The 22628-nt window shown below is 69.9% G+C and carries 20 protein-coding genes; 15 read left to right on the top strand and 5 right to left on the bottom strand.

The annotated features are described in order from the left end of the window. Positions 1–254 precede the first annotated feature (254 nt). From ACFPMG_RS28255 to ACFPMG_RS28185, 15 genes are all read left to right on the top strand, one after another. Complete coding sequence (locus ACFPMG_RS28255; protein ID WP_376998516.1) at positions 255–1838, top strand: ABC transporter substrate-binding protein; 1584 nt, start codon at positions 255–257, stop codon at positions 1836–1838. Positions 1839–1840: 2 nt separating this feature from the next. Further along, a complete protein-coding gene (locus tag ACFPMG_RS28250; protein ID WP_349619848.1) occupies positions 1841–2779 on the top strand; it encodes an ABC transporter permease in 939 nt (312 codons plus the stop codon). Between the two features lie 57 nt (positions 2780–2836). Further along, the gene (locus tag ACFPMG_RS28245; protein WP_376998515.1) at positions 2837–3670 is read left to right on the top strand and encodes an ABC transporter permease; all 834 of its coding nucleotides are present in this window, start codon (positions 2837–2839) and stop codon (positions 3668–3670) included. Between the two features lie 8 nt (positions 3671–3678). Then, positions 3679–4737: an ABC transporter ATP-binding protein gene (locus tag ACFPMG_RS28240; RefSeq protein WP_376998514.1), complete on the top strand. Its 1059-nt coding sequence runs from the start codon at positions 3679–3681 to the stop codon at positions 4735–4737. Beyond that, complete coding sequence (locus ACFPMG_RS28235) at positions 4734–5867, top strand: ABC transporter ATP-binding protein (RefSeq protein WP_376998513.1); 1134 nt, start codon at positions 4734–4736, stop codon at positions 5865–5867. Before ACFPMG_RS28240 ends, ACFPMG_RS28235 begins: the two co-directional genes overlap by 4 nt. A 10-nt stretch (positions 5868–5877) precedes the next feature. Continuing rightward, the gene (locus tag ACFPMG_RS28230; RefSeq protein ID WP_040136979.1) at positions 5878–6531 is read left to right on the top strand and encodes an isochorismatase family protein; all 654 of its coding nucleotides are present in this window, start codon (positions 5878–5880) and stop codon (positions 6529–6531) included. Between the two features lie 94 nt (positions 6532–6625). After that, entirely contained in the window at positions 6626–7672 is a 1047-nt protein-coding gene (locus ACFPMG_RS28225) for an AbrB family transcriptional regulator (protein WP_376998512.1), read from the top strand. A gap of 64 nt (positions 7673–7736) precedes the next feature. Continuing rightward, entirely contained in the window at positions 7737–8447 is a 711-nt protein-coding gene (locus tag ACFPMG_RS28220; RefSeq protein ID WP_376998511.1) for a GntR family transcriptional regulator, read from the top strand. A gap of 397 nt (positions 8448–8844) precedes the next feature. Further along, entirely contained in the window at positions 8845–8934 is a 90-nt protein-coding gene (locus ACFPMG_RS28215) for a K(+)-transporting ATPase subunit F (RefSeq protein WP_014242079.1), read from the top strand. 10 nt (positions 8935–8944) lie between these two features. After that, entirely contained in the window at positions 8945–10654 is a 1710-nt protein-coding gene (gene kdpA, locus ACFPMG_RS28210; RefSeq protein WP_376998510.1) for a potassium-transporting ATPase subunit KdpA, read from the top strand. Positions 10655–10667: 13 nt separating this feature from the next. Further along, positions 10668–12782, top strand: coding sequence for a potassium-transporting ATPase subunit KdpB (gene kdpB / locus ACFPMG_RS28205; RefSeq protein ID WP_376998509.1), 2115 nt, complete (start codon positions 10668–10670; stop codon positions 12780–12782). Positions 12783–12793: 11 nt separating this feature from the next. Continuing rightward, entirely contained in the window at positions 12794–13402 is a 609-nt protein-coding gene (locus ACFPMG_RS28200) for a K(+)-transporting ATPase subunit C (protein WP_376998508.1), read from the top strand. A gap of 98 nt (positions 13403–13500) precedes the next feature. Beyond that, the gene (locus ACFPMG_RS28195) at positions 13501–16245 is read left to right on the top strand and encodes a DUF4118 domain-containing protein (RefSeq protein ID WP_376998507.1); all 2745 of its coding nucleotides are present in this window, start codon (positions 13501–13503) and stop codon (positions 16243–16245) included. Next, on the top strand, positions 16242–16940 hold the full coding sequence (locus ACFPMG_RS28190; RefSeq protein ID WP_376998506.1) for a response regulator: 699 nt from the start codon (positions 16242–16244) through the stop codon (positions 16938–16940). The genes ACFPMG_RS28195 and ACFPMG_RS28190 overlap by 4 nt, the downstream gene beginning before the upstream one ends. 170 nt (positions 16941–17110) lie before the next feature. Next, positions 17111–17770: a TerC family protein gene (locus ACFPMG_RS28185; protein ID WP_376998505.1), complete on the top strand. Its 660-nt coding sequence runs from the start codon at positions 17111–17113 to the stop codon at positions 17768–17770. 35 nt (positions 17771–17805) lie between these two features. Here ACFPMG_RS28185 and ACFPMG_RS28180 read toward each other — a convergent pair whose 3' ends face one another. The 5 genes from ACFPMG_RS28180 to ACFPMG_RS28160 form a co-directional block, all read right to left on the bottom strand. Continuing rightward, on the bottom strand, positions 17806–19011 hold the full coding sequence (locus ACFPMG_RS28180) for an ATP-dependent DNA helicase (protein WP_376998504.1): 1206 nt from the start codon (positions 19009–19011) through the stop codon (positions 17806–17808). A gap of 64 nt (positions 19012–19075) precedes the next feature. Further along, positions 19076–20269 (bottom strand): MFS transporter, encoded by a 1194-nt coding sequence (locus ACFPMG_RS28175; protein WP_376998503.1) that lies wholly within the window; start codon positions 20267–20269, stop codon positions 19076–19078. A gap of 13 nt (positions 20270–20282) precedes the next feature. Continuing rightward, the gene (locus ACFPMG_RS28170) at positions 20283–21092 is read right to left on the bottom strand and encodes an amino acid ABC transporter ATP-binding protein (RefSeq protein ID WP_376998502.1); all 810 of its coding nucleotides are present in this window, start codon (positions 21090–21092) and stop codon (positions 20283–20285) included. A 4-nt stretch (positions 21093–21096) separates the two neighbouring features. Next, positions 21097–21759 (bottom strand): amino acid ABC transporter permease, encoded by a 663-nt coding sequence (locus ACFPMG_RS28165; RefSeq protein ID WP_035679436.1) that lies wholly within the window; start codon positions 21757–21759, stop codon positions 21097–21099. Positions 21760–21790: 31 nt separating this feature from the next. After that, the gene (locus ACFPMG_RS28160) at positions 21791–22588 is read right to left on the bottom strand and encodes a transporter substrate-binding domain-containing protein (protein ID WP_376998501.1); all 798 of its coding nucleotides are present in this window, start codon (positions 22586–22588) and stop codon (positions 21791–21793) included. Positions 22589–22628: the final 40 nt, after the last annotated feature.

The following is a 22628-nucleotide window of genomic DNA, read 5'->3' as shown; positions in this document are numbered from 1 at the left end:
ACCATTTCAAATCCGCCTCTGCCCGCCTTTTGCGCAGATATGCATATTGCTGTATTCCTAAGCAATGCCACGAAACTCAACATTAAACAGCTGATATAAAATGATTTATAGGCGGCCTGCGACAGCCTGCCGCAGGGTGGCACGATTCCTGCGAATTTGGTCGGACATAAGGGTCCAGCGCAGATTGTGTGCAAAAATAGACCGGACAAATATCAGCGCTGCCCGTAAAATCTTGGACACAGAGGAGCAGGCTTATGGACGGGATCAATCGCAAGGAACGGGCCGGCCGGATCGAGCGGAGCGGCGTCAACCGCCGCCAGTTCGGCACGTTGCTGGCCGCCGGCGCCCTGGTGGCGGGCAGCGGCTGGCCTCTGCCGGCGTCGGCGGCGCCGCCGGTCCTGCGGGTGCGCATCGGCAGCGACATCGGCAACCTGGATCCCGCCCGCATCTTCCAGATCGAGAACCAGACGGTCGCCACCCAGATCTTCAACGGGCTGGTCAAGTATGACGAGGCGAGCAACGCCATCGTCCCCGACCTCGCCACCGGCTGGGACATCTCCGGCGACGGCACCGTCTACAGCTTCGCCCTGCGCAGCGGCGTCACCTGGCACAAGGGCTTCGGTCCCTTCACCTCCGACGACGTGAAATTCTCGTTCGAACGCGTGCTCGACCCGCAGACCGGCAGCAGCTACAGCGGGCAGCTCGCCTCCATCAAGTCCATCGAGACGCCGGCCCCCGACACGGTGGTCATCACGCTGAAGGAGCCGAACTCCGGCTTCCTGCACAAGGTGTCGGCCTTCAACCAGGGCTGGATCGTCAGCCGCAAGGCGCTGGGCGAGATCGGCGACAAGGCCTTCGCGCTGAACCCCATCGGCACCGGCCCCTTCGTGTTCCAGAACTGGGCGCCGGGCCGCGAGGTCAAGCTGTCCGCCAACAAGGACTATTTCGCGGGCGCTCCCAAGGTCGAGGAGGTGCAGTTCCGCGTCATCAAGGACGAGACGGCGGCGGCCATCGCCCTGGAGAACGGCGAGATCGACATCTTCTTCGGCCTGCAGCAGCCGGAGGTCATCCAGCGTCTGAAGGGCGGCGGTCTGGTCACCGTGCACGACCGCGACGCCAACCACACGATCAACCTCGTCCTCAACACCTCGATCAAGCCGCTGGGCGATGTGCGGGTGCGGCAGGCGATCTACCACGCCATCAACCGCAAGGCGCTGATCGACGGCTTCTTCAAGGGCACCAAGTCGGAGGCGAGCGGCTTCCTGACGTCTTCCTTCCAGGAATTCACCGACCAGGTCCCGCTGTTCCCCTATGACCCGGCGAAGGCCAAGGCGCTGCTCAAGGAGGCCGGTGTGGGGTCCTTCTCGCTCGACCTCGTGGCGCCGGGCGCCAACCCCTACGACAAGATCGTCGTGCCGATCGCCAGCGACCTCGCCGCCGTGGGCATCGACGCCAAGATCAAGGTGCTGGAGCGCGGCGCCTACCTCCAGGCGCGCAACAAGGGCACGGTGCCAACCTGCATCACCGGCGTCGTCGGCGCGCCGGACCCGGACAGCCCGATCCTGTCGCTGTTCGCCAAGTCCTCCTTCCCGCCGGGCCTCAACACCGCCCATTACGAGGGCGTCGAGGACCTGATCGCCGCCGCCCGGCAGGCCCAGGGCGACGCCGCCCGCAAGGAGGTCTACGGGAAGATCCAGGCCAAGGTCATGGGCGACGTGCCGGTGATCCCGCTGTACGCCGATCACCTGTTCATCGCCCACACCAAGAAGGTCTCCGGCTTCGTCCAGAACTCCCTGTTCACGATGAGCGCCTATCCGGTCTCGCTGCTGGAGGCGTGACGATGGACCGGCTTCTTCGCCAACTCTCTCAGCTCGCGATCACGGTGTTCGGCATCGTGACCGTGACCTTCTTCCTGGTTCGGATGATCCCCGGCGACCCCGCCCAGTACATGCTGGGCGACTACGCCACCGAGGAGGCGCTCGCCACGCTGCGCGCCCAGCTCGGCCTCGACCAGCCGGTCTATGTGCAGTACGGGCTCTACGTGCTGCGCGCCGTCACCGGGGATTTCGGGTCGTCGGTGGTCACCGGCCGCCCGGCGCTGGAAGAGATCCTGTTCAGCCTTCCCGACTCCGCGATCCTGGCCTTCGCCGGCCTCGCGGTGGCGGTGGCGATCGGCATCCCGCTCGGCATCCTCACGGCGGAGCGGCAGGGGTCGTGGAGCGACATGCTGATCATGATCGTCGCGCTGTTCGGCATCTCCTTCCCGGTCTTCTGGCTCGGCCTTGCCTCCGTCCTGCTGTTCTCGCAGGAGCTGAAATGGTTCCCGGCGCTGGGGGCCAGCTCGGGCGGCGGGCTCCTCACCCACCTGCACCATCTGGTGCTTCCGGCCGGCGTGCTGGGCATCTCGGTCGCCGCCTACATCACCCGCCTGACCCGCTCGGCGATGCTGGAGGTGCTGGGCCAGGACTGCATCCGCGTCGCCCGCGCGATGGGCGTGCCGGAGCGCCGGGTGGTGTGGCGGCTGGCGCTGAAGAACGCGCTGGTGCCGATCCTCGCCATCGTCGGGGTGACCTTCGCCTGGTCGCTGGGCAGCGCCATCCTGATCGAGGTGGTGTTCAGCCGGCCCGGCATCGGCTCGATGATCCTGAAGGCGGTCTCGGCCCGCGACTACCAGCTCGTCCAGGCGGGCGTGCTGGTGCTGGCCGTCGCCGTCGTCCTCGTCAACAGCCTGCTCGACCTCGCCTACGGGCTGGTCGATCCGCGCCTGTCCACACGGTGACCCATGGCAGCCACAGCACCCCTCTCCGCGTCCGCTTCGGCGCGGCGGTCGTCCCTGATGCGCTACTTCCGCCATCCGGGCTTCCTGATCGGCGTGATCCTGCTGACCCTGCTGCTGATCGTGGCGGTGGCGGCCCCCTGGATCGCCCCGATGTCGCCGCTTGAGACCGACCTCGCCAACACGCTGGCCCCGCCCTCGGCCGCGCATCTCCTGGGCACCGACCAGTTCGGGCGCGACGTGCTGTCCCGCCTGATCTGGGGCACCCGCATCTCGCTCCAGGTCGCCGTCGCGGTGATGGCGCTCTCGCTGTCGCTGGGGATGGTGATCGGCGCGGTCGCCGGTTTCTTCGGCGGCTGGATCGAGCGGGTGACCGTCTCGATCATCGACATCCTGCTGGCCTTCCCCGGCTTCCTGCTGGCGCTCGCCCTGGTGGCGGCGCGCGGCTCCTCGCTGGAGTCGGTCATCATCGCCGTGGCGCTGGCCTTCACGCCGCGGGTCGCCGCGGTGATGCGGGCGGTCGTCCTGACGATCAAGCCGCGCACCTACGTCGAGGCGTCGCGGGCCATCGGCATGGGCACGATGCGGCTGCTGTTCCTGCACGTCGTGCCGAACAGCCTGCCGCCGGTGATCGTGGTCGCCACGGTCAGCGCCGCCACCGCCATCCTGGCCGAAGCGGGCCTGAGCTTCCTCGGCCTCGGCGTCCAGCCGCCGGCCCCGACCTGGGGCAACGTCATCGCCGACGGGCAGAGCTTCCTGGCCTCCAACCCGCTGATCTCGCTGTCGGCGGGGATCTGCATCGCGGTGATGGTGGTCGCCCTGAACCTGCTGGGGGACGGGTTGCGCGACACGCTCGACCCGCAGATGCGCCGCTCCTCCGGACGCGTGCTGTGAGAATGCCCATGCCCAACCTTCATCCCGTGGCCCCGGCGGCTCCGGTCGCCCCCGCCACGGCCCCCCGCCCGGTCGCGCTGGAGCTGCGCGACCTGACCACGGTCTTTCCCGGCGACGACGGGCCGGTCACCGTCATCGACGGCGTGTCGCTCGCCGTGCGGGCCGGCGGCACGCTGGCGGTGGTCGGCGAGTCCGGATCGGGCAAGTCGATGACCTTCCTCTCCGCGCTCGGCCTCGTCGCCGCACCGGGCCGCGTCCGCCGCGGCGAGGTGCGGATCGACGGCGCCGACATCCTACACCAGCCGCCGGAGCGGCTGCGCCGCCTGCGCGGGGCGGTCATTTCGATGATCTTCCAGGACCCGCTGACCGCGCTGAACCCCGTCTTCACCATCGGCGAGCAGATCGTCGAGGTGCTGCGGGCCCACCAGCGCATCGGCCGGGCCGCCGCCCGCGCCCGCGCCATCGAGCTGCTGGCCCGCGTCCAGATCCCCGACCCGGCGCGGCGGGTGGACGACTACCCGCACCAGCTCAGCGGCGGGCAGCGCCAGCGCGTGCTGATCGCCATGGCCATCGCCCTGTCGCCGAAGATCCTGATCGCCGACGAGCCGACCACGGCGCTCGACGTGACGGTGCAGGCGCAGATCCTCGACCTGCTGGCCGACCTCCAGGCGGAGACCGGCATGGCGCTGGTCCTCATCACCCACGACCTGGGGCTGGTCGCCAAATACGCCGACGACGTGGCGGTGATGTACGCCGGGCGGCTGGTCGAGACCGGCTCCATGGAGGAGGTCTTCACCAAGCCCCGCCACCCCTACACCCGCGCGCTGTTCCGCAGCATCCCCCGCCTCGACGGCCCGGTGGACGAGGAGCTTCCGGCCATCGAGGGTCAGCCGCCCAACGTCGCCCGCCTGCCGCCCGGCTGCGCCTTCGAGCCGCGCTGCACGGTCGGCCGCGGGCGGGCGGACTGCTGCACCCGGCGGCCGCTGCCGCTGGCCGGCGACCGCTCCGGCCACCGCAGCGCCTGTTTCCACGAAGACCTGCCCGACCGGAAGGAGGCCACCCGATGAGCGATACCCTCTCCGCACCGCCTCCGGCCCTGGAACTCGTCGACGCCACCCGCGTCTTCACCCGCCGCGGCGGCCTGTTCAAGGCGGCCGGCAAGGCGGTGCGGGCGGTGGACGGCGTGTCGCTGACCATCCGCGCCGGCGAGACGCTGGGGCTGGTCGGCGAGAGCGGCAGCGGCAAGAGCACGCTGGGCCGCCTCGCCCTGCGGTTGGTCGAGCCGACCAGCGGGCGGCTGCTGGTCGACGGGCGCGACGTGACCGGCGTGTCGAAGGCCGAGATGCAGGCGATGCGGCGCGACATCCAGATGGTCTTCCAAGACCCCTACGGATCGCTCGACCCGCGCGTCACCATCGGCCAGAGCATCGCCGAGCCGCTGAAGGTCCATGGCCTGTGGGACGGCGACGGGCCGCAGAAGGTCGCCGGGGTGATGAGCCTCGTCGGGCTCGACCCCTCGCACGCCGACCGTTACCCGCACCAGTTCTCCGGCGGCCAGCGCCAGCGCATCGGCATCGCCCGCGCCCTGACGCTCGACCCCAAGATCCTGGTGCTGGACGAGCCGGTGTCGGCGCTCGACGTGTCGATCCAGGCGCAGATCATCAACCTGCTCCAGCGCATCCAGCGGGAGCGCGGGCTGTCCTACCTGTTCATCGCCCACGATCTGGCGGTGGTCCGCCATGTCAGCCACCGCATCGCCGTGATGTATCTCGGCAAGGTCGTGGAGATGGCGGAGCGCGACAACCTCTACCGCCGGCCGCTGCACCCCTACACCGTCTCGCTGCTGGCGGCGGTGCCCATCGCCGACGTGCGGATGCGCAACCGCCGCCGCACCTCGGTGACGATGGGCGAGATCGGCTCGGCCACCAACGTGCCGCCGGGCTGCCGCTTCCACCCGCGCTGCTACCGGGCGCGGCTCGTCGCGGCGGCGGGCGGCGTGCCCACTGAGCGCAGCGGCGACGCCCTGCTGCCGCGCGCCTGCCTGATCGACCAGCCGGCATTGAGAGCCTGCGGCGGCACCGACCAAGTCGCCTGTCATTTCCCCGAAACCCCGGAAACCCGGTCCGAGGTCGCCACGGCGGTCCTTCAGGACATCGGCTATCCGCCCATCCGTCCCATCCCCCTGCAATCAGCCTGAGGATCACTCCATGTTCAGCGTCACCGACGAACTCAAGGACAACTATTCCGGCGTCTTCCAGAACCGCATCGGCTTCGGGCGGAAGGCCGCCATCATCTCCATCGACTTCATCGACTTCTACACCCAGCCCGGCGCCCCCTTCTTCGGGCAGGGTGTGGTGGATGCGACGATCGCCAGCGTGCCGCTCTACGCCGCCGCCCGCCGCGCCGGCCTGCCGGTCATCTACACCAAGGTCGTCTATGACGCGGCCGGGACCGAAGGCGGCATGTTCGTCAAAAAGATCCCGGCGCTGCGCGCCTTCACCGCCGACAATCCGCTGGCCGAGTTCGACGCCCGCGTGACGCCGGAGCCGCAGGACGTCGTGCTGGTCAAGCACCATTCCTCCGCCTTCTTCGGCACGCCGCTCAGCACCATGCTGCGCGTGATGGAGTGCGACACGGTGATTCTCACCGGCTGCTCGACCAGCGGCTGCGTGCGGGCGACGGCGGTGGACGCGGTGTCCCACGGCTTCCGGGTCATCGTCCCCGCCGAATGCGTGGGCGACCGCCACCAAGCCCCGCACGATTCCGCCCTGTTCGACATGAACGCCAAGTACGGCGACGTGCTGCCGGTGGCGGAGGTGATGGCCTACGTCGAGAAGCAGGCCGAGGCCGTGGCCGCCTGATCCCACCCGTCCGCCTCTGACCCCATCCGAACTTTATGGAGCGGTGGCGCGCCTGCGGCCGACCGGCGGGCGCGCCCCTGAGCAATCTGCCGACATGATGCCCCTTTCCAATCCCCTCCAATGGTGCCTGCTGGTGGGGGCGACCCTCCTGTTCACCGCCCTGTTCATGGTGGCCGGCCTTCCCGGCGCGACGCTGCTCGGCCCGATGGCGGCGGCGATCCTGCTGGGGGTGCGCGGCGCTTCCATCGAACTGCCCAAGCGCTTCTCCTGGCTGGCCCAGGCGCTGACGGGGGGCGTCGTCGCCCGGTCCATGGACGTGACCATCCTGCACGACGTGGCGCTGCACTGGTTTCCCATGCTGATGGCGCTGTCCACGATGCTGGCCGGCGCGGTGCTGGTCGGCTGGCTGCTGGAACGGTCGGGCCGCTTTCCCGGCGGCACCGCCCTGTGGGGGACCATGCCGGGCGCCGCCCCGGCGATGATCGCCATGGCCGGCGATTTCGGCGGCGACCCGCGCTTCGTCGCCGTTATGCAGTATCTGCGGGTGATCGTGGTCGTCGTCCTGGCCTCGCTGGTCTGCCATTTCCTTCTGGGCAGCGTTCCCGTGCCGATCGCCGTTCCCGGCGCCGTTCCCGCGCCGTCGGCCTCCGTCGCCTCGACACTGGCGCTGGTGGCGGTCGCGCTGGCCGGCGGCTGGGCTGGGACCGTGACGCGGCTTCCGGCGGGGGCACTGCTGGGGCCGATCCTGCTCGGCGGCACGCTCAACATGACCGGGCTGGTGGTGCTGGACTCGCCGTCCTGGCTGATCGCCGTCGCCTTCACGATCATCGGCTGGACGACCGGCCTGCGCTTCCGGCGGGAACTGCTGCGCGATCTGGTGGCGTCGGTGCCGCTGATGCTGCTGTCCACCTTCGGTCTGGTGACGATGTCGCTCGGCTCCGCCTGGCTGCTGGTCACGCTGACCGGCAAGGACCTGCTGACCGCCTATCTGGCGACCAGCCCGGGCGGGCTGGATTCGGTGACGGTGGTGGCGCTGGGCAGCGCCGCCGACGTGCCCTTCATACTCACCCTGCAAACGCTTCGGCTGTTCGGGACGATCCTGATGAGCGTTCTGCTTGTGCGATTCCTGCGCCGCCGATAGAACGCAATCCCTTGCCCCGCCCTTTTCCAACCGCCGGCGCCCGAAACCCCGGCCGGAGGACACCGTGACCCCGTTCAGCGATGAGAAAGCGACCGGGACCGTCCGGTCCGAACAGGTCGGCTCCATCATGACCACCCTGCGCAACCGGGTGCTGGAGGGCAAGCTGCTCCCCGGCACCAAGCTGAAGGAGGCGGAGCTGGCCGCCCAGTTCGGCGTGTCGCGGACCCCGATCCGCGAGGCGCTGGTGGCGGCGGAGCGGGAAGGGCTGGTCACTTACGAGACCAACCGCGGCTACACGGTGCGCCAGTTCACCCGGCGCGACCTTCTTGAGAGCTACGAGATGCGCGCCCTGCTGGAGGGGCACGGCTGCCGCATCGTGGCGGAGCGCGGCCTGCCGCTCGACGTGGAGCGGGCGCTGCGCAACGGCCTCGACCGTGCCGAGGCGCTGATCGCCGGCGACAGCCCGCTGGAGGGGGAGGCGCTGGAGCAGTGGCGCCTGCTGAACCAGCGCTTCCACACCACCCTGATGGGGCTGGTGCCGAGCGGACTGTTCAACCGCTCCTTCCAGACCGTCTACCGGGTTCCGAAGATCTACGACGTCCTCGAGATGGAGAAGGACGGCCCAACCCTGCGCCAGTACAACGAGGAGCACCGCCGCATCCTCGACGCCATCGCCCGCCGCCAGAGCGGGCGGGTGGAGTTCCTGATGCGGGAGCATCTCCAGGGGCCGTGCGACTTGCTTATCCGCCGGATGGAGGAAACGCCGGGCAGGTGAGGGGGGCGTGTCGCTGTGCTGACGGTGCCCCCTCCCTAACCCTCCCCCGCTGTCGCAGGGGAGGGGACTTGATTCTCCCTCCCCTGCGCAGCGGGGGAGGGCCGGGGTGGGGGCAAGAACCTCACCATTTCACGCACTTGCCAGCCCACCATATACGCCGCCTATATTCCACGCCCCCCACCACCCCCCTCGAATCTATACGCGCTTCGGGCGCAGCCTGATCGTGCCGGACACAGCCGTGCCGGCATCCGATTCACGCTGACGCGCGCCCGGCTCTCCGGACGCGCACCGGAGGCAACCATGCTGGACATCATCGCGCTGGCGATCACCGCGGCCTTCTTCGCCGCGTCCATCGCCTATGTGCACGCCTGCGACCGCTTGTGAGGGGGGCTGCGCCATGTTCGTCGATTACGCGCTCGGCGGCCTCGTCGCCGCCGGGCTGCTGGGCTACCTCGTGTACGCCCTGATCCGCCCCGAACGGTTCTGAGGAGACTCCCATGACCGTCAGCGGCTGGATAAACATTCTGCTCTTCGCCGCCCTCGTGGCCGCCGTGGCGCGCCCGCTTGGCGGCTACATGACGCGGCTGTTCAATGGTGAGCGCACGCTGCTGTCGCCGCTGCTCGGCCCCGTCGAGCGCGGGCTCTACCGCTTGGCCGGGGTGGACGCGAAGGCCGAACAGCATTGGGTGACCTACGCCGTCGCCATGCTGCTGTTCAACGTCGCCGGCCTGCTGCTGCTCTACGCGCTGCAGCGCCTGCAGGGCGTCCTGCCCCTGAATCCTACGGGCATGGCGGCGGTCCCCGCCGATCTCGCCTTCAACACCGCCGCCAGCTTCGTCACTAACACGAACTGGCAGAATTACGGCGGTGAAAGCACGATGAGCCACCTCGTGCAGATGGCCGGGCTGACCGTGCAGAACTTCGTCTCCGCGGCGACCGGCATCGCGCTGGCCGTGGCGCTGGTCCGCGGCTTCACCCGCAACGGGGCGCGGACGGTCGGCAATTTCTGGACCGACCTGACCCGCGGCACGCTCTACCTGCTGCTGCCGCTCAGCCTGCTCTACGCGCTGTTCCTGGTCTGGCAGGGCGTGCCGCAGACGCTGGCCGGGACGGTGGACGCCACCACGCTGGAGGGTGTCAAGCAAACCATCGCGCTCGGCCCCGTCGCCTCGCAGGAGGCGATCAAGATGCTGGGCACCAACGGTGGCGGCTTCTTCAACGCCAACTCCGCCCATCCCTTCGAGAATCCGAACGCCCTGACCAATCTGGTGCAGATGCTGTCGATCTTCGCCATCGGCGCCGGGCTGACCAACCTGTTCGGGCGCATGGCCGGGGACGAGCGGCAGGGCTGGGCCATCCTGGCCGCCATGGGCCTGCTGTTCTTCATCGCCGCCGCCGCCGTCTATTGGGCGGAAGCCCAGGGCAATCCGGCCTTCGCCGCCTTCGGGCTGGACGGAAGCGCCGGCAACATGGAAGGCAAGGAGACCCGTTTCGGCATCGCCATGAGCGCCCTGTTCGCCGCGGTGACCACGGCGGCCTCCTGCGGCGCGGTCAACGCCATGCACGACAGCTTCATGCCGCTGGGCGGCATGGTGCCGATGGTCAACATGATGCTGGGCGAGATCATCGTCGGCGGCGTCGGGGCCGGCCTCTACGGCATGCTGCTGTTCGCCATCGTCACCATGTTCGTCGCCGGGCTGATGGTCGGGCGCACGCCGGAGTATCTGGGCAAGAAGCTGGAGGCGAAGGAGGTCAAGATGACCATGCTCGCCGTGCTCTGCCTGCCCTTGATGATGCTGGGCGGCACCGCCTTCGCCGTGGTGCTGGACACCGGCCTCGCCTCGCTCGCCAACGCCGGGCCGCACGGCTTCTCGGAGGCGCTCTACGCCTACGTATCGGCGGCGGCCAACAACGGCAGCGCCTTCGGCGGGCTGTCGGGCAACACGCTCTGGTACAACCTGACGCTGGCGGCCGGGATGCTGGTGGGCCGCTTCCTGGTCATCGTGCCGATGCTGGCGGTCGCCGGCTCGCTCGCCGCCAAGACGCGCAGCGCGGCCTCGGCCGGCACCTTCCCGACCCATGGCAGCCTGTTCGTCGGGCTGCTGGCCGGCGTCATCCTGATCGTCGGCGGCCTGACCTTCTTCCCGGCGCTCGCCCTCGGCCCGGTGGCCGAGCATCTGGCGATGCGCGCCGGCCTCCTCTTCTGACCGGGGACCCTCCATGGACACCCATTCGAAAACCGCCACCCGGACTCCGGCCTCCACGCTGCTGGACCCGGCCATCCTGTTGCCCGCCGTCGCCGGCTCCGTCCGCAAGCTCGACCCGCGGCTGATGGCCCGCAACCCGGTGATGTTCTGCGTGGAGGTGGTGGCGGCACTGACCACGCCGCTGTTCCTGCGCGACCTGCTTAGCGGCGCCGGGGGGATCGGCTTCTCCCTGCAGATCGTGCTGTGGCTGTGGTTCACCCTGCTCTTCGCCAACTTCGCGGAGGCGGTGGCGGAGGGCCGCGGCAAGGCCCAGGCGGCCAGCCTGCGCCGTACCCGCACCGAGACCACCGCCAAGCGGCTGGCTGGCGAGGGTTGGGAGAGCGTTCCGGCAACCCTCCTGAAGCCCGGCGATCTCGTTCTGGTGGAGGCGGGCGACCTCATCCCCTCCGACGGCGAGGTGGTGGAGGGCGTGGCCAGCGTCAACGAGGCCGCGATCACCGGCGAGTCCGCCCCGGTCGTCCGCGAATCCGGTGGCGACCGCTCGGCGGTGACCGGCGGCACGCAGGTGATCTCCGACTGGATCAAGGTGCGGATCACCGCGGCGCAGGGCAACACCTTCCTCGACCGCATGATCGGGCTGGTGGAGGGCGCGCAGCGGCAGAAGACGCCCAACGAGATCGCGCTGAACATCCTGCTGGCCGGCATGACGGTCATCTTCGTCATCGCCGTGGCGACCATCCCCAGCTTCGCCGCCTACGCCGGCGGCTCGGTCGGGGTGCTGGTGCTGGCGGCGCTGTTCGTCACGCTGATCCCCACCACCATCGGCGCGCTGCTGTCGGCCATCGGCATCGCCGGCATGGACCGGCTGGTGCGCTTCAACGTGCTGGCCATGTCGGGCCGGGCGGTGGAGGCGGCGGGCGACGTGGACACGCTGCTGCTCGACAAGACCGGCACGATCACGCTGGGCAACCGTCAGGCGGCGGAGTTTCTGCCGATCTCCGGCGTGGCCGACCGCGACCTCGCCGACGCCGCCCAGCTCGCCTCGCTGGCCGACGAGACGCCGGAGGGCCGATCCATCACCGTCCTGGCGAAGGAGAAATACGGCATCCGCGCCCGCGATATGGCCGGGCTGCACGCCCGCTTCGTGCCCTTCACCGCCCAGACGCGGCTGAGCGGCATCGACAGCGACGGCGTGACCATCCGCAAGGGCGCCGTGGACGCGGTGCTGTCCCATGTGCGGGCGCTCGGTGCGGGCGCCGCCCACCAGGGCAACACCGTCACCGCGCTCCGCCCCGATCCTTCCCTGGAAGCGGCGGTGCGCGAGGTGCAGGCCATCGCGGAGCGCGTCGCCAAGTCCGGCGGCACGCCGCTGGTCGTTGCCCGCGACGGTCGGCTGCTCGGCGTCATCCACCTGAAGGACATCGTCAAGGGCGGCATCCGGGAGCGCTTCGCGGCGCTGCGCCAGATGGGCATCAAGACGGTGATGATCACCGGCGACAACGCCATGACCGCCGCCGCCATCGCGGCGGAGGCCGGGGTGGACGACTTCCTGGCCCAGGCGACGCCGGAGATGAAGCTGCGGCTGATCCGCGACGAGCAGGCGCGGGGCAAGCTGGTCGCCATGTGCGGCGACGGCACCAACGACGCCCCGGCGCTGGCCCAGGCCGACGTCGGCGTGGCGATGAACACCGGCACCGTCGCCGCCCGCGAGGCCGGCAACATGGTCGACCTTGACAGCGACCCGACCAAGCTGATCGAGATCGTGGAGATCGGCAAACAGCTGCTGATGACCCGCGGCGCCCTGACCACCTTCTCCATCGCCAACGACGTGGCGAAGTATTTCGCCATCATCCCGGCCATGTTCCTGGCCTTCTACCCGCAACTGGGCGCCCTGAACGTGATGGGGCTGGCCAGCCCGGAGAGCGCCATCCTGTCGGCGATCATCTTCAACGCGCTGATCATCGTGGCGCTGATCCCGCTGGCGCTGCGCGGCGTCGCCTACCGCGCGGTGGGCGCGGCGCGGCTGCTCCGCCGGAACCTGCTGATCTATGGGCTGGGCGGCCTGATCGTGCCCTTCGTCGGAATCAAGCTGATCGACCTGATCGTCACCGCCATCGGACTCGTGTGAGGAAACCCGCCATGATCAAGGAACTGCGTCCCGCCCTCGTCATGATCGTCGCGCTGACCGTGGTGACCGGGCTGATCTACCCGCTGGCCGTCACCGGCATCGCCCAGTCCGTCTTTCCCCATCAGGCCAACGGCAGCCTGATCGAGCGGAACGGGACGGTCGTCGGCTCCGCCCTGATCGGCCAGGGCTTCGCCGGGGAGGGCTATTTCCACGGGCGGCCCTCCGCCACGCTGGGGCCGGACCCGGCCGATCCGTCGAAGAGCGTGCCGGCGCCCTACAACGCCGCGGCCTCCGGCGGTTCCAACTTGGGTCCGACCGCCCAGGCGCTGGCCGACCGGGTGCGGGAGGAGACGGAGCGGTTGAAGGCCGAGAATCCCAACGCCCCGGTGCCGGTCGAGCTGGTGACGACTTCGGCCAGCGGCCTCGACCCGCATCTGTCGCCCGCCGCCGCCGACTTCCAGGTCCCCCGCGTCGCCCGCGCCCGCGGTCTGTCGGAGGCCCAGGTCGGCGCCCTGGTCACCATGAGCACCGAACCCTCGTTGCTCGGACCGCTGGGGGAGCCGGTGGTCAACGTGCTGCGGCTCAATCTCGCCCTCGACGCCGCCACGGCGACGCATTAGCTGAAGGTCAACAGGCGGCCCCGTCCGTTCTCCCGTCCGTTCTCCCTTGCGGGCGGGGGAGGGGCGGGGCCGTCGATCCGTTCCGAAAGCCGCCCCCGATGCCGAACGATCGAAACGCCGCCGCTGCCCGGCCTTCGCCCGAAGCGCTCCTGCGCGCGGCGGCGCGGGAGGGGCGTGGGCGGCTGAAGCTGTTCCTGGGTGCGGCCCCCGGCGTCGGCAAGACCTACGAGATGCTGCTGACCGCCCAGGCCAAGCGGCGCGACGGGGTGGACGTGGTGGTTGGCGTGGTCGAGACCCATGGCCGGCGCGAGACCGAGGCGCTGCTCGCCGGACTGGAGGTCATCCCCCGCCGCAAGGTCGAGTACAAGGGCCGCCGGCTCGACGAGATGGACCTCGACGCCATCCTCGCCCGCCGCCCGGCCATCGTGCTGGTGGACGAGTTGGCCCACACCAACGCCCCCGGCAGCCGGCACGCCAAGCGCTACCTCGACGTGGAGGAGATCCTCGCCGCCGGGATCGACGTCTACACGACGATGAACATCCAGCATGTGGAGAGCCTGAACGACGTCGTCGCCCGGATCACCCGCGTCCGCGTGCGCGAGACGGTGCCGGACTCGATCCTCGACCGCGCCGACGACATCGAGGTCATCGACATCACGCCGGACGACCTGATCCAGCGGTTGAAGGACGGCAAGGTCTATATCCCGCGCACCGCCGAGCGGGCCATCCGCCATTACTTCTCCCCCGGCAACCTGACGGCGCTGCGCGAGTTGGCGCTGCGCCGCACCGCCCAACGGGTGGACGACCAGCTTCTCACCCACATGCAGGCCCACGCCATCGCCGGCCCCTGGGCGGCGGGGGAGCGGCTGCTGGTCTGCGTGAACGAGGACCCCGCCTGCGCCGCCGTCGTCCGCTACGCTCGCCGGCAGGCCGACCGGCTGCGCGCTCATTGGACCGCGCTGCACGTCGAGACTCCGCGCAGCCTGCGCCTGAGCGAGGCCGAGCGCGACCGCATCGCCGACGCGCTGCGGCTGGTCGAGAAGCTGGGCGGCGAGGCGGTGACCATCCCCGGCGGCGACGTGGCCGGCACGGTGGTCGAGTATGCGCGGGCCAACAACGTCGCGCACATCGTCATCGCCAAGTCCCACCGCGGCCCCTGGGCGGAACTGCTGCGCAGCTCCATCGCCTTTCGGCTGATCCGGCAGGCCGGCGGCATCAGCGTCCATGTCATCGCCGACGACGCCGAGGAGCCGATCCCGCCCAAGACGGTGCGCACCGCGGCCCCCCGCCGCCCGGCGCTGTCCTGGTGGCCCTACGCCGCGGCCACCGGCTATGTCGCCCTGGCGCTGGGCGTCGGGCACCTGCTGCATCTGATCCTGGACGTCGGCAACATCGGGCTGGTGTTCCTGACGGCGGTGCTGGCCAGCGCGGTGACCGGCGGGCTGGGGCCGTCGCTCTACGCCTGCGTCGCCAGCGTCCTGGCCTTCAACTATTTCTTCCTGAACCCGCTCTACACCTTCTCCATCGCCGACCCGGAGAACATCGTCGCGCTGTTCTTCTTCGCGGTGGTCGCGGTGATCGCCAGCAACCTGACCGCCCGCGTGCGCGCCCAGGCCGTCACCGCCCGGCTGCGCGCCAAGACGACCGAAGACCTGTACGGTTTCAGCCGCAAGCTGGCCGGTGTGGTCACCATGGACGACCTGCTGTGGGCGACCGCTCACCAGATCGCGGCGATGCTGAAGGTGCATGTGGTCCTGCTGCTGCCCGAGGGCGGCACCGTCTCCGTCCGCGCCGGCTACCCGCCGGAGGACGAGCTGCGCGAGGCCGACCTCGCCGCCGCCGTCTGGGCCTGGGAGAACAACCGGCCGGCCGGGCGCGGGTCGGACACGCTGCCCGGCGCCAAGTGGCTGTTCCTTCCCCTGCGCACCGGGCGCGGCCCGGTCGGGGTGGTCGGCATCGACACCGACACCGCCCGCACCGGCAAGCCCGGCGCCCTGCTGACCCCCGACCAGCGCCGGCTGCTCGACGCGCTGACCGATCAGGCGGCACTCGCCATCGAGCGCGTCACCCTGGCGGAGGACGTCGATCGCGCCCGTCTGGCCGCCGAGACGGAGCGGCTGCGCTCGGCCCTGCTCACCTCGATCTCCCACGATCTGAGGACCCCGCTGGCCTCCATCCTGGGGTCGGCGACCAGCCTGACCGCCTACGGCGCCGGGATGGACGAGGCGTCGCGCCGCGACCTCGCCGCGACCATCCAGGAGGAGGCGGAGCGGCTGAACCGCTTCATCGCCAACCTTCTGGACATGACGCGGCTGGAGTCGGGGGCGATCCGCCCGCGCACCGGCCCGGTCGATCTGGCCGAGACGGTGGGCAGCGCGCTGGGGCGGGCGGGCCGCATCCTGGCCGGGCACCGGGTGGACGTCGATCTGGCCGCCGACCTGCCGATGCTGGAGGCGGACGACGTGCTGTTCGAACAGGTTCTCTTCAATCTGCTGGACAACGCGGCCAAATACGCGCCAACAGGCTCGCTGATCCAGGTCGGAGCGTCGCGGGAGGGCGGTCGGGTGCGCATCGAGGTGCGGGACGAGGGCGACGGCATCCCGGCGGCGGATGTCGAGCGCATCTTCGACAAGTTCTACCGCGTCCAGGCTCAGGACCGGCAGCGCGCCGGGACCGGGCTGGGGCTGGCGATCTGCCGCGGCTTCGTCGAGGCGATGGGCGGCACCATCGCCGCCGGCAACCGCAAGGACCGTTCCGGCGCCGTCTTCACACTGACCATGCCCGCCGCCGCCGACCTGCCTAGTCTTGAGGGGCCTGGCCTTGAGGAAGAGGAGACGCCATGAGGTCGGACACCCTGCCGCTGCGCGTCCTGGTGGTGGACGACGAGCCGCCGATCCGCCGCTTCCTGCGCACCACACTGTCCGCCCAGGGCTACGACATCGCCGAGGCGGAGGATGGCGCGGGCGCGCTGGAGGCGGTGCGGCGGCGTCCGCCGGACCTGCTGGTGCTCGACCTCGGCCTGCCGGGGATCGGCGGGCTGGAGGTGATCCGCCGCTTGCGCGCCGACGGTGTGGCCGCCCCGATCATCGTCCTGTCCAGCCGCGCCGACGAAGCGGGGAAGGTGGAGGCGCTGGACCTTGGCGCCGACGACTATGTGACCAAGCCCTTCGGCATGGACGAGCTTCTCGCCCGCATCCGCGCCGCCCTGCGCCACCGCCTGCAGCAGCAGGGGGAGCGCCCGTTGTTCCGCAGCGGCGACCTCGCCGTCGATCTGGTCCGGCGGATCGTGACGGTCCGCGGCGCCGAGGTGAAGCTGTCGCCCCGCGAGTACGACCTGCTGCGCCTGCTGGTCGCCCATGCCGGCAAGGTTCTGACCCACCGCTTCATCCTGAGGGAGGTGTGGGGTGCGGACACCGACGTGCAGTATCTGCGCATCTACATCCGCCAGCTCCGCCAGAAGATCGAAGCGGAGCCGGAGCGCCCCTCGCACATCCTGACCGAGACCGGCGTCGGCTACCGGCTGCGCGCGCCGGATTGATCCCGCACCCACATCCGTTGCAACCCACCGCTGCACGCTAAACCTGCTGCGCCGTGGTTGGATTCGTGCGACAGAACCCCCAGGGCCGCTGTTTCAAGCGCAAGCCCCAACAAAAAAGATGACCGCACACCGCTATTGAGCCCAACCGAAGCCTTCGAAGAGATTCTCATATGGAAAGCCTTGATCTCTGGTCGCAGCTCACCGCCCTTGGGCAGGTGGTCGCCATCGACCTCGTTCTCGCCGGCGACAACGCCATCGTGGTCGGCATGGCCGCCGCCGCCGTTCCCCTGGAGCAGCGCCGCAAGGTGATCTTCTGGGGCATCGGCGCCGCCATCATCCTGCGCATCTTCTTCGCCCTGATCACCACCCAGCTTCTCGCCATCATCGGGCTGACCCTGGCCGGCGGTGTGCTGCTGCTGTGGGTCTGCTGGAAGATGTACCGCGAGCTGCGCTCCGGAGGGGCGGACGAGGTGACGCCCGACGAGGCGCTGGCCGCGACCGGCTCCGGCTCCGGGGACGCCGCGATCGGTGCGGCGGTGGCGACGACCACCTTCGGGGCGGCGGTCTGGCAGATCGTGGTGGCGGACGTGTCGATGTCGCTCGACAACGTGCTGGCGGTGGCCGGGGCCGCCAAGGACCATCCGACGGTCCTGGTCATCGGCCTTCTGCTCTCCGTCGTCCTGATGGGCGCCGCGGCCAACGTGATCGCCCATGTGCTGCACAAGCACCGCTGGATTGGCTGGATCGGCCTCGCCATCATCACCTATGTGGCGCTCGACATGATCTGGCGCGGCGGCAACGAGGTGCTGGCCCAGGCCCATCTGCTCTGACGTGTCACCAAGTCCTTCCCCCGCCCCGGGGAATGTCACCCCGCAACGCCGTCGAGATCCGGCATCCGCCAGTTCCCACCCAGATCGGCGTTGCGCAGCAGCAGGAACAGCTCGTCCTGCGAGCGGGTGACGGCGGTGTAGAGCCAGCGCCATTTGTGCTCGCGGAAGGCGGCGGAATCGTCGAGCACGGTGACGGAGGGGAACTCCGACCCCTGGGCGGAATGGCAGGTGATCATCCAGGCCCAATCGAACTGCTGCACGTCGCGCTCCACCCGCGGCGCCTTGGTCTCGCCGCTGTAATGGGCCTGGAACATCCAGGGGTGGACCATCAGCTTGCTGCGGGGCTTCACCTCGTCCTCCATATGGACGCCGAGCGACCACAGCCCGTCCTGGCGGCCCCGCCCCTCCGCCGCCGGGCGGGTCAGCGTGCCGATCATGCCGTTGAACAGCCCCTCCTCGCGGTCGTTGCGGCGGCAGATCACCCGCTCGCCGGCCTGCGGCATCACCGTGTCGAAGCCGTGGCGGGTGCGGATGCGCCGGGTGAAGTCGGTGCGCACGCGGTGGGTGCCGCAGATGGTCTGGGTGTCCACCCGCAGGGCCAGCGGCTCGGTCACCCGGTTCAGCGGCAGGAGGTGGGCGTTCCCGGCGGTGCCGAAGCGGCGCGGCAGCTCCTGCCGGCGCAGCAAATGGGCGAGCCGGATCACCGGGCTCTCCCGCGCCGTGCGGTGCGGCTCGACCAGCCGGAAATCCGGCTCGCCCTTGGTCAGCGTCCCCTGGCCGGTCACCGGGGGGAGCTGGTAGTCGTCGGCGATCATCAGGATCTTCTTGCCGGAGCGCAGCAGGTCGCCCGCCACGTCGTCCCCGACCATCGAGCCTTCGTCGCAGACGATCAGGTCGGCCTCGGCGAACTTGCCCTCCGACTTGCGGGCGAAGAACAGCTCGCCGGTGTCGTCGTCCTGCCGCGGCGCGTAGATCAGCGAATGCAGGGTCGCCGCCCGGTCGATGCCCTTGCGGCGCAGCACCTGCGCCGCCTTGCCGGTGGGCGCCCCGACCACGAAATTCTCCAGGTTGCGGCGGTCCTGGAGATGATCGAGCGCGAAGACGGTGGTCTTGGTCTTGCCGGTCCCGGCCTCGCCGGCCAGCCAGAACATCTGGGGGGCCGCGGGGTCGGCGTACCAGGCGTCGATGGCCTGGATCGCCCGGAACTGCTCGTCGGTCGGGGTGTCGGTGGTGCTGGGCATGGAGCGCGGGGAGGGGGCTGCCGGGCGGGCCACAATAGCCCGCCGGGCCGCCCGCGGCCAAGCCTTACGGCTCCGAGCGGAAGGGGCCGCTGATGAGACGGCGCAGGCCGGCGAACAGGGTCAGCCCGCCCGACACCACCCCGACATAGACGAACAGCGCGTCATGCCCGAACCATTCCATGGCCGCCGTCGCCAGCAGCGGGCCGAGGGCGGCGCCCAGCGCCCAGGCGAGCAGGAGCGCGCTGGCCAGCGGGACCGTCTCCTCCACCGTCACATGGTCGTTGGCATGGGCCACGCAGATCGCGTAGAGCGACAGGGCCGCGCTGCCCCACAGGGTGAACAGGCCGAGCAGGACGGTCTGCGGCGCCGCCCCGCCGGGCGGGTTGGCGAAGGCGGCGATCAGGAAGGCGGCGACCGTCGCCACCGCGGACACCGCGAAGATCACCAGCCGCCGGTCATGGCGGTCGGAGACGCGGCCGATCGGCCATTGCAGCACCACGCTGCCCACCTGGATGCCCGACATGATCAGCGCGACCCCGGCGGCGGGCAGGGCCAGCCCGGCGAGCCAGGCCGGGCCGATGCCGGTGACCGCGGTGTTGCACAGGCCGACCATCAGGCAGCCGGCGAAGGCCACCGGCGCCCGCCGAACATACTGCCAGGGCGAAGGCGCCGGTCCCTTCGGCGCGGCGCTGGCCGGCGCGCGGACCGCCGCCACCGGCACCAGCGACAGGCCGTAGCAGCCCGCCGCCAGCACGGTCAGCCACAAGGCCGACAGGTTCGGGCTGGCGAGCAGCATCTGGCCGCCGATCACCGCCACCTTGCAGGCGATCATGTAGAGGGAGAAGACGCTGCCCCGCGATCCCGGCGGCGACAGGGTGGCCAGCCCGCTTTCCGCAACGGTGAGCATCCCGACATAGGACACCCCCATCAGCACCCGCAGCCCCACCCAGGCCCACGCGTCGGGCAGCAGGTTCAGCAGCAGCGTGGCGGCGGCGGCGAGCAACCCGAAGGCGGCGAAGGACCACACCCCGCCCACCCGGCGGATCATCCAGGGTGCCGCCCAGCAGCCCAGCACGAAGCCGACCGAATAGGCCGAGGCCACCGCCCCGACGACCAGCGGCGGGGCCGCCGCCTCGGCGAGGCGGAGCGGCAGCAGGATTTGCAGGATGCCGTTGGCGACCTGGATGACGCAGACGCCGAGGATCAGCGCGGCCAGCACCAGAAGCGGCGAGGCGGGCGCCCGTTGGGTGTGGGGCAAGATCGCGGGAAGGTCAGTGGTTGCCGGGCAGGGCGTCCAGCGGGTCGTCCGCCGCCGGCTGCGGGCGGGCGCCGGCCAGATGGCCGTCCACCAGCGCGCGCAGGAAGCCGCGGGTGCGCTCCTGGGTCGGGTTGGTGAAGATCTGCTCCGGCGAACCGGACTCGACGATGCGCCCGTCGGCCATGACGACGACGGTGTCGGCGACCTCGCGGGCGAAGCCCATCTCGTGGGTCACCACCATCATGGTCATGCCTTCCTCGGCCAGCGTCTTCATGACCTGGAGCACCTCGCCGACGAGTTCGGGGTCGAGCGCGGAGGTCGGCTCGTCGAACAGCATCACCTTGGGCTTCATGGCGAGCGCGCGGGCGATGGCGGCGCGCTGCTTCTGCCCGCCCGACAGGGTGGACGGGTAGACGTCGGCCTTGTCGTCCAGCCCCACCTTGCGCAGCAGCCCCATGGCCAGCTCCCGAGCCTCGGCCTTGGCCATGCCGCGCACCACGACGGGGGCGCGCATGACGTTCTCCACCGTGGTCATGTGCGGGAACAGGTTGAAGGACTGGAAGACCATGCCGGTCTCGGCGCGCAGCGCGTTCAGCTCCTTGTCGGGCAGCGGCTTGCCGTCGGCGATGATGGTGCGGTGGTTGATGCGGATCTCGCCGCGGTCGGCGGTCTCCAGGCAGTTGCAGCAGCGCAGCAGCGTGCTCTTGCCCGAACCGGACGGGCCGATGACCACGGTGGTGCGCGACGGCTGTACGGTCAGGCTGACGTCCTTCAGCACCTCGGTGCTGCCGAAGCTCTTGTAGACGTTGCGGATCTCAATCACCGGCTTACCCTCTTTCCACGGTCATGCGCTTCTCGATCTGGCGCAGGATCCAGGTGGCCGCGTTGGTCAGCACGAAATAGATCAGCGCCACCGCGATGTAGACCTCCAGCGCACGGAAGCTGGTGGAGATGATCCGCTGGCCCTCGCGCATCACGTCGTCGATGGTCAGCAGCGACACCAGAGCCGAGTTCTTGATCAACGCGATGGTCTCGTTGCCCAGCGGCGGCAGCATGCGGCGGAAGGCCTGCGGCAGCACCACCTCCCACATCGCCTCGCGGTAGGACATGCCGAGCGAACGGGCGGCCTCCATCTGGCCGCGGTCGATCGACTGGATGGCGCCGCGCACCACCTCCGACACGTAGGAACCGCTGTAGATGCCGAGCCCGATCACGCCGCACAGCCACGCCGGCAGCAGGATGCCGAACTGCGGCAGGCCGAAGAACAGCAGGAAGAGCTGCACCAGCAGCGGCGTGCCGCGGATGAAGGCGACGTAGGCCGACGCGATGCCGTACAGCACGCGCCGCGCCGGGTTGAGCCGGATGATGCCGACGAGCAGGCCGAGCACGGCGCTGAGCAGGAAGGCCGCCGCGGTCACCTCGATGGTGACCACGGTGCCCTTCAGCAGCTCCGGCAACCCTCCCCAGACGGGGGCGAAGTCGAGCGTCACGGGAGGGGTCCTCCGTTCACAAAAAGAGCGATCACTTCTTGGCTTCGAACCACTTGTCGACGAGCTTCTGGTAGGTGCCGTCGGCCTTCAGCTTGGCGATGGCGGCGTTCACCTTGGTGACCAGCTCGGTGTTCTCCTTGCGCATGGCGAAGCCGTAGTCCTCGGTGGTGAGCTGCTCGTCCAGCACCTTCACGGTCGGATGGGTCTGGGCGTAGAGCTTGGCGGCGGGCTTGCCGGTCACCGCGACGTCGGTGCGGCCGGTCTCGACCTGCCCGAACATCTCGGCGTTGGTCTCGACCTCGACGATCTTCGTCTTCGGGAAATGTTCCTTCAGATGGACGACCGACTTGGTGCCGATCTGCACGGCGGCGGTCTTGCCTTCGAGGTCGGCCGGACCCTTCACGGCGGCGTTGTTCGCCTTGACCATGATGACGAGGCCGCCCGGATAGTAGGTGTCGGAGAAGGCGACGACCTTGCGTCGCTCCTCGGTGATGTACATGGCCGAGGCGATCATGTCGAAGCGGTTGGCCATCAGGCCGGGGATCAGTCCCTTGAAGTCGATGTCCACCCACTCGACGCCCTTGGTGGCGCCCAGCTCCTTGGCGATGGCCTCGACCAGCTCGATGTCGAAGCCGGTCTTCTTGCCGTCCTGCGAGAATTCGAAAGGCGCGAAGGTGGCGTCCACGCCGACGCGGAAGGTGCCGTTCTGCTTGATCGAGGCGATCACCGCGTCCTCGGCGCGGGCCGGGACGGACCCGGCGCCAACCATGGTGACGACCGCGGCGGCGGCAAAGGAGGCGGCGGCGAGAAACTTACCGAAGGACTTCATGGCTTGGAATTTCCCTGTTCGTTGCGCCCGCGGCGCCGGG

This window comes from Azospirillum himalayense, assembly GCF_042657465.1.
Taxonomy (GTDB): Bacteria; Pseudomonadota; Alphaproteobacteria; order Azospirillales; family Azospirillaceae; genus Azospirillum; species Azospirillum himalayense.
Note: the sequence above shows the minus strand (reverse complement) of the source record. Positions and strands in the feature narration are given on the sequence as shown.

Excerpts from the sequence above, each read along its gene's own strand:
- ACFPMG_RS28255 (WP_376998516.1), top strand. The coding sequence starts at position 255 with ATGGACGGGATCAATCGCAAGGAACGGGCCGGCCGGATCGAGCGGAGC.
- ACFPMG_RS28250 (WP_349619848.1), top strand. The coding sequence starts at position 1,841 with ATGGACCGGCTTCTTCGCCAACTCTCTCAGCTCGCGATCACGGTGTTC.
- ACFPMG_RS28245 (WP_376998515.1), top strand. The coding sequence starts at position 2,837 with ATGCGCTACTTCCGCCATCCGGGCTTCCTGATCGGCGTGATCCTGCTG.
- ACFPMG_RS28240 (WP_376998514.1), top strand. The coding sequence starts at position 3,679 with ATGCCCAACCTTCATCCCGTGGCCCCGGCGGCTCCGGTCGCCCCCGCC.
- ACFPMG_RS28235 (WP_376998513.1), top strand. The coding sequence starts at position 4,734 with ATGAGCGATACCCTCTCCGCACCGCCTCCGGCCCTGGAACTCGTCGAC.
- ACFPMG_RS28230 (WP_040136979.1), top strand. The coding sequence starts at position 5,878 with ATGTTCAGCGTCACCGACGAACTCAAGGACAACTATTCCGGCGTCTTC.
- ACFPMG_RS28225 (WP_376998512.1), top strand. The coding sequence starts at position 6,626 with ATGATGCCCCTTTCCAATCCCCTCCAATGGTGCCTGCTGGTGGGGGCG.
- ACFPMG_RS28215 (WP_014242079.1), top strand. The coding sequence starts at position 8,845 with ATGTTCGTCGATTACGCGCTCGGCGGCCTCGTCGCCGCCGGGCTGCTG.
- kdpA (WP_376998510.1), top strand. The coding sequence starts at position 8,945 with ATGACCGTCAGCGGCTGGATAAACATTCTGCTCTTCGCCGCCCTCGTG.
- kdpB (WP_376998509.1), top strand. The coding sequence starts at position 10,668 with ATGGACACCCATTCGAAAACCGCCACCCGGACTCCGGCCTCCACGCTG.
- ACFPMG_RS28200 (WP_376998508.1), top strand. The coding sequence starts at position 12,794 with ATGATCAAGGAACTGCGTCCCGCCCTCGTCATGATCGTCGCGCTGACC.
- ACFPMG_RS28195 (WP_376998507.1), top strand. The coding sequence starts at position 13,501 with ATGCCGAACGATCGAAACGCCGCCGCTGCCCGGCCTTCGCCCGAAGCG.
- ACFPMG_RS28190 (WP_376998506.1), top strand. The coding sequence starts at position 16,242 with ATGAGGTCGGACACCCTGCCGCTGCGCGTCCTGGTGGTGGACGACGAG.
- ACFPMG_RS28185 (WP_376998505.1), top strand. The coding sequence starts at position 17,111 with ATGGAAAGCCTTGATCTCTGGTCGCAGCTCACCGCCCTTGGGCAGGTG.
- ACFPMG_RS28180 (WP_376998504.1), bottom strand. The coding sequence starts at position 19,011 with ATGCCCAGCACCACCGACACCCCGACCGACGAGCAGTTCCGGGCGATC.
- ACFPMG_RS28160 (WP_376998501.1), bottom strand. The coding sequence starts at position 22,588 with ATGAAGTCCTTCGGTAAGTTTCTCGCCGCCGCCTCCTTTGCCGCCGCC.